The following is a 5620-nucleotide window of genomic DNA, read 5'->3' as shown; positions in this document are numbered from 1 at the left end:
TTATTGCTAATTGGTTGCTCCTCAGCAGAGCCAATGTCCTCTTCAGTTTGATGCGGTAATATAATTAATTTAAATTGAAAAATTACCAACTATTTTTGACCACATTACCTTCAAAATAAAACCTTATTCCTCCATTTTTGCAGAAAGTTCAAACCATCTTTCCTCCTTATCTTCCATTTTCTGAATAATCACTTGCAACTCGTTTGCTTTCTTTTCAATTTCCGCATCAGCTACTTTGCCTTCCGAAAACAACAATTCGATTTTTGCTTTATCAATTTCCAAATCCTTGATTTCACGTTCCAACTTTTGGTATTCTTTCTGTTCGTTAAACGTCAAATTTCCAGTCGGATTATATTGTTTCCACGCTTTTTTATCGGCTTTGTTGTCCTCTTTTTGTTGTACATCGGCACTGTCTTCGTAGGCTCTAAAATCAGAATAATTTCCAGGGAAATTTTCTACAACACCTTCGCCTCTAAAAACAAAAAGGTAATCTACAATTTTATCCATAAAATAGCGGTCGTGCGACACCACCAATAAACATCCCGGATAATCCAGCAAGAAACTTTCTAAAACATTCAAGGTTACAATGTCCAAATCATTGGTAGGTTCATCCAGAATCAAGAAGTTTGGATTCTGAATCAAAACCGTACACAAATACAATCGTTTCAACTCGCCACCGCTCAATTTTTCGACAAAATCATATTGTTTTTTGCTATCAAAAAGAAAACGCTCTAACAATTGCGAAGCCGAAATGATTTTTCCTTTCGTAAGCGGAATGTATTCGCCGTATTCCTTAATGATGTCAATCACGCGCTGTCCCGGTTTCGGGTTGATGCCACTTTGGGTGTAATAACCAATTTTGATGGTTTCACCCACCACTACTTTTCCGCTGTCCAAAGGAAGCGTTCCCGTCAGTAAATTCAAAAACGACGATTTTCCTGTACCGTTTTTACCAATAATCCCAATGCGTTCGCCACGCTGAAAATCAAAACTAAAGTTGTCTAAAATTATTTTATCGCCAAATTTTTTCGAAATTTTATGCAACTCAATAATCTTACTTCCCATCCGTTCCATGTTGATTTCCAGTTCCACCTGGTTTTCCTTCCTTCGGCTTTCCGCTTTTTCCTTAATAACATAAAAGTCATCCTGACGTGATTTCGACTTGGTAGTTCGTGCTTTTGGTTGGCGTCGCATCCATTCCAATTCTTTTTTGAACAAGTTTTGAGCTTTGTCCACACTCGAGTTTTCAGAAGCAATTCGTTCCTCTTTTTTCTCTAAGTAATAGGAGTAATTTCCTTTGTATTGGTATAATTTTCCGTTGTCTAGTTCGATGATTTCGTTACAAACACGCTCCAAAAAGAAACGGTCGTGCGTGACCATAAACAACGTAATATTTTCTTTGGCAAAATAACTTTCCAGCCATTCAATCATCTCTAAATCCAAGTGATTCGTAGGTTCATCCAAAATCAACAAGTCCGGACGGTTGATTAAAACAATGGCAAGCGAAAGCCTTTTTTTCTGACCACCCGACATGTTTTTCACCTTCAAACTAAAATCTTCCAACTTCAATTTAAACAAAATTTGCTTAAACTGCGTTTCAAAATCCCACGCATTATGAGCATCCATTTTGTCAAAAGCCCGTTGATACGCTTCCTCATCTTCCGGATTTTCTAATGCTTTTTCGTATTGATGAATCACATCCAAAACTTCATTATCCGAAGCAAAAATACTTTCCTCAATCGTTAATTCTTCCTGCAAATTATTGTCCTGCGACAAAAACGCCATCTTAATATCTTTTCTGATCACCACTTGACCCGTATCCGATTCGTCTTCGCCGTTAATTATTTTCATAATAGACGTCTTCCCCGAACCGTTTTTCGCAATAAAAGCAATTTTCTGGTCCTTATTAATCCCAAAAGAAATGTTTTTAAAAAGCGTTCGTTCTCCAAATGATTTCGATATATTTTCTACAGATAAGTAATTCACAAGTATATATTTTTTGCAAAAGTAAGCTTTATCTAACGAACAAAAAATTAGACATAGTAAATTGTTTTTCAGGAACGAATGGCTCGGGTCCGTTCGGCTCCCGAAGCTTCGGGACTTATTCCCGTCTTCCTCCCAGCCCGATGAAAAATCGGTCTTCCGTTTTTCCGACACTTTGGGACGGGGTTAGTCGGGTTTTTAAGTGCCTTTTTGGGATGTTTCGGGCGCTTTTTAAATAAAACCTCACAACCCGCTCAATAAAAACGTGTATTGTTCTCTGCCGAATACTTCAAAATAATTCCCGCTCAAAAAACCCAATTGTACACAATTACGTATAGTTAAATATATCCTAATGAAATTATATAAAACAAACCAAAAATCCTGTAAACCGTTCATACAAATGTATTTGTAGTTTAGCAATAAGAAAAAACATAAAAATAGTAGCTATGAAAATCCTAACACTTATCCTATCCATTCTCGTTTTTTTTGGAGCCGGTTACGTTCTGATTATTGATTTCAAACCTTCTCTAGAAATGAATAATATTTTGTATACCGCACTTTTAGTAATTTTAATGCTCATTTGTATAACAGGCGTTTTATATAACTTTCCCTTCTTGGTTAAACAACGTCGAAACGTCAAAAAAATAATTTACAACAGCTATTCCAATAAACGCATTTCAAACAAAGAGTTTGACCAACAATACAGCATCTTGTAAAAAAGTGATCCTTACATTGCTCTCCCAAAACGGTTTCCAAACAGAAATCGTTTTTTTTATTGGAATTCCATCTGATAATTTTAATCCATTTTTTTTTATTTTCAAGGTTATTGTCTACCTTCATTTTTAGAACAACAATCCGATTGATTTTTGTAAATTTCTATCGGTTTTTTTATGACAAAACACACCAATGAACGAAAGTATACTTACCATTTTGATAGGAGTTTTAGGATTAGTAATCGGATTTTTGATTGGCAAATGGGTTTTAGCTTCCAAAAATGAGGCCGAAAGAAATTTGCAACGCGAAAAAATAAATCATCTTGAAAGCGCCATTTTCTCGGCTAAAGAAGAACAAAATCGTTCTTTCGCTTTTTTGCGAAATGAAATGGATAAAATTCAAACCGAACGGGATCAAATTCGGAACGAAAAAGAAGTTTTATCGATTCAACTTTCAAAAAAAGAAGCCGATTTTGACCATCTTTTGGAACGAAATAAAGAACAAAAGCAAGAAGTAGAACTTTTACAGAAAAAATTTACCACTGAGTTTGAAAATCTAGCCAATAAAATTTTGGAGGAAAAAAGTTCCAAATTTACCCTTCAAAACCTTGAAAATCTCAAAATTGTTTTAGGTCCATTGCAAGACAAAATTTTGCATTTTGAAAAAAAAGTGGAAGACACACACAAAGAAAGCATTGATTATCACGCCGCTTTGCGTCAGCAGATTTTGGGTTTGAAAGATTTAAACGAACAAATGAACAAGGAAACCATCAATTTAACCAAAGCTTTAAAAGGCGACAACAAGATGCAAGGCAATTGGGGCGAACTGGTTTTAGAGCGGGTTTTGGAAAAATCAGGATTGGAAAAAGGTCGCGAATACGAGGTACAACAAAGCTTTACCGTTGAAGGTCAAAAACGAATTCCCGACGTTGTGGTACATTTGCCGGAAGGCAAAAAAATGATCATCGATTCGAAAGTTTCGCTGGTTGCTTATGAAAAATTTGTAAACGAAGAAGACGAAGCTTTGCGAAAAATATATTTAAACGACCATCTTTTATCACTCAAAAAACACGTCGATCAACTGAGTTCAAAAAATTATCATTCGTTGTACGACATCGAAAGTCCTGATTTCGTATTGCTTTTTATCCCCATCGAAGCGGCTTTTGCAACAGCATTAAACCAAGACAACTACTTGTACAATAAAGCATTTGAGCAAAATATTGTGATAGTAACTCCTTCTACACTTTTGGCCACACTTCGAACCATCGACAGCATTTGGTCCAGCCAAAAACAACAACAAAATGCGTACGAAATTGCCCGTCAAGCAGGAGCTTTGTACGATAAATTTTACGGTTTCATCGCTGATATGGAGAAAATTGGTAAAAAAATCGATGATGCCAAAAATGAATACAGTCTTGCGATGAACAAGTTGGTGAATGGTAAAGGAAACTTGGTGACAAGTGTGCAAAAACTCAAAAAAATGGGAGCTAAAACAAATAAAAGTTTGCCCGAAAATTTGATAAACACCCAAAACAATTGGGAATCTGAGAATTAGATAATAATTTTAACTTCTAAAAAAAAACGTAAATGAATTTTAAACCCGTTGCAGCCTCGAAAGTAACCCTTTCCGAACTTATGTTGCCTTCGTATTCCAATTTTAGTGGCAAGATCCACGGCGGTTACATTCTTTCGCTTATGGACAAAATTGCTTTTGCCAGTGCTTCTAAATTCTCCGGATACTATTGTGTTACTGCATCCGTAAACACAGTAAATTTTTTGAGTCCGATTGAAATTGGCGAATTGGTAACGCTCAAAGCCTCTGTAAATTTTGTAGGAAAAAGTTCGATGATTGTAGGCATTCGCGTCGATTCGGAAAACATTCGTACTGGAACAAGAAACCATTGCAACTCATCCTATTTCACGATGGTTGCAAAAGACGACGATGGAAAATCGATTGAAGTGCCCGGGCTAATTGTTTCAACCAAGGACGAAATGCGGCGTTTTCACCATGGCATTCAACAAACTCGTTTAAAAAACACCAACTATAAAATTGAAAGCAACGATGATTTCGACCCGAGTCAAATGCACGCGCTTTTCGAGCAATACAATGTACAGATTAAATAGTTTAAAAAACCCGTGCTAAATTAAATCCGAAAAACACATTTCCTTTGGTCCAATCTCCAGTACTTTGACCTAAGTAACCCGCCTCGTGAATGCCTTGCGAACTCGTAAAATGCATTTGGAAAACGTGACCTCCTGTTTCTAAATCAACGCCTATGGAAAGCGGATTTTTGTAAATCGATCCACTGGCACGATTCAAATGTGCCGCATAATCGGCATTAATCGACCATCGGTTGGTAATTTTGTAACGGCCTCCAATTCCAATGGCATATTGACTGTTGTCCTGCAAATCATCTGCAACAAAGTTTTCGTGGAAATAAGTAGGTGCCAATTCTAACGATAAACGATCAGATATTTTTCTGGAAACTAAAAGTTGCGTTACATAAATCAACCTGTTTTCAAAACTCATGTTGGGATACAAACTCTCCTTTAAGGTGTTGTTTATTGCTAAACTGTTAAAACCTACAATTGCAACTGGAAATCCGTCCTCGACTTGTTCCATCAAACGATATTTGACAGAAAAATCGTACGCCAATTCATTTCTCGCACCACTAATGGTCAGCCAATCTTTCAGACCGTATAAAAATTTGATTTGCGTATTGGCGTTATCCAAACCGTAAAATCCCTCAAAACCATCTTTAACCGAACCAAATCGATGGGCGACTATAAAATACAAATCGCCCTTTGCAGCCAGTTTTGTGGATTCAAGGTTTACAATTTTTAACGCTTTAAAAGCCGATGTAACGGTCTGTTTGCTTAAAGTAGTATCAATTTCTGATAATAAATCATTCTGAGCGAATGAT

At 36.4% G+C, this 5620-nt stretch carries 5 protein-coding genes; 3 read left to right on the top strand and 2 right to left on the bottom strand.

Features of this window, described 5'->3' with window-relative positions:
- Positions 1-123: 123 nt before the first annotated feature.
- Complete coding sequence (locus ACIQ2X_RS13285) at positions 124-1986, bottom strand: ABC-F family ATP-binding cassette domain-containing protein (protein WP_396179416.1); 1863 nt, start codon at positions 1984-1986, stop codon at positions 124-126.
- A 443-nt stretch (positions 1987-2429) separates the two neighbouring features.
- Between ACIQ2X_RS13285 and ACIQ2X_RS13280 the strand changes: the two genes are divergently transcribed.
- The 3 genes from ACIQ2X_RS13280 (at position 2430) to ACIQ2X_RS13270 (ending at position 4820) form a co-directional block, all read left to right on the top strand.
- Positions 2430-2699: a hypothetical protein gene (locus tag ACIQ2X_RS13280; protein WP_396179415.1), complete on the top strand. Its 270-nt coding sequence runs from the start codon at positions 2430-2432 to the stop codon at positions 2697-2699.
- A 190-nt stretch (positions 2700-2889) separates the two neighbouring features.
- Positions 2890-4251, top strand: a complete 1362-nt coding sequence (gene rmuC, locus ACIQ2X_RS13275; RefSeq protein WP_396179414.1) for a DNA recombination protein RmuC — start codon at positions 2890-2892, stop codon at positions 4249-4251.
- Between the two features lie 32 nt (positions 4252-4283).
- Positions 4284-4820, top strand: coding sequence for an acyl-CoA thioesterase (locus ACIQ2X_RS13270; protein WP_396179413.1), 537 nt, complete (start codon positions 4284-4286; stop codon positions 4818-4820).
- A gap of 1 nt (position 4821) precedes the next feature.
- Here the strand turns inward: ACIQ2X_RS13270 and ACIQ2X_RS13265 are convergent.
- Positions 4822-5620, bottom strand: a 799-nt coding sequence (locus tag ACIQ2X_RS13265; protein WP_396179412.1) for a DUF5777 family beta-barrel protein, incomplete at its 5' end; no start/stop codon positions are given.

Origin of the sequence: Flavobacterium sp., assembly GCF_044368625.1 — a bacterium.
Classification (GTDB): Bacteria; Bacteroidota; Bacteroidia; order Flavobacteriales; family Flavobacteriaceae; genus Flavobacterium.
This window is presented reverse-complemented; position numbering and strand designations above follow the sequence as displayed.

Coding starts and splice junctions, on each gene's coding strand:
- ACIQ2X_RS13280 (WP_396179415.1), top strand. CDS start 2,430: ATGAAAATCCTAACACTTATCCTATCCATTCTCGTTTTTTTTGGAGCC.
- rmuC (WP_396179414.1), top strand. CDS start 2,890: ATGAACGAAAGTATACTTACCATTTTGATAGGAGTTTTAGGATTAGTA.
- ACIQ2X_RS13270 (WP_396179413.1), top strand. CDS start 4,284: ATGAATTTTAAACCCGTTGCAGCCTCGAAAGTAACCCTTTCCGAACTT.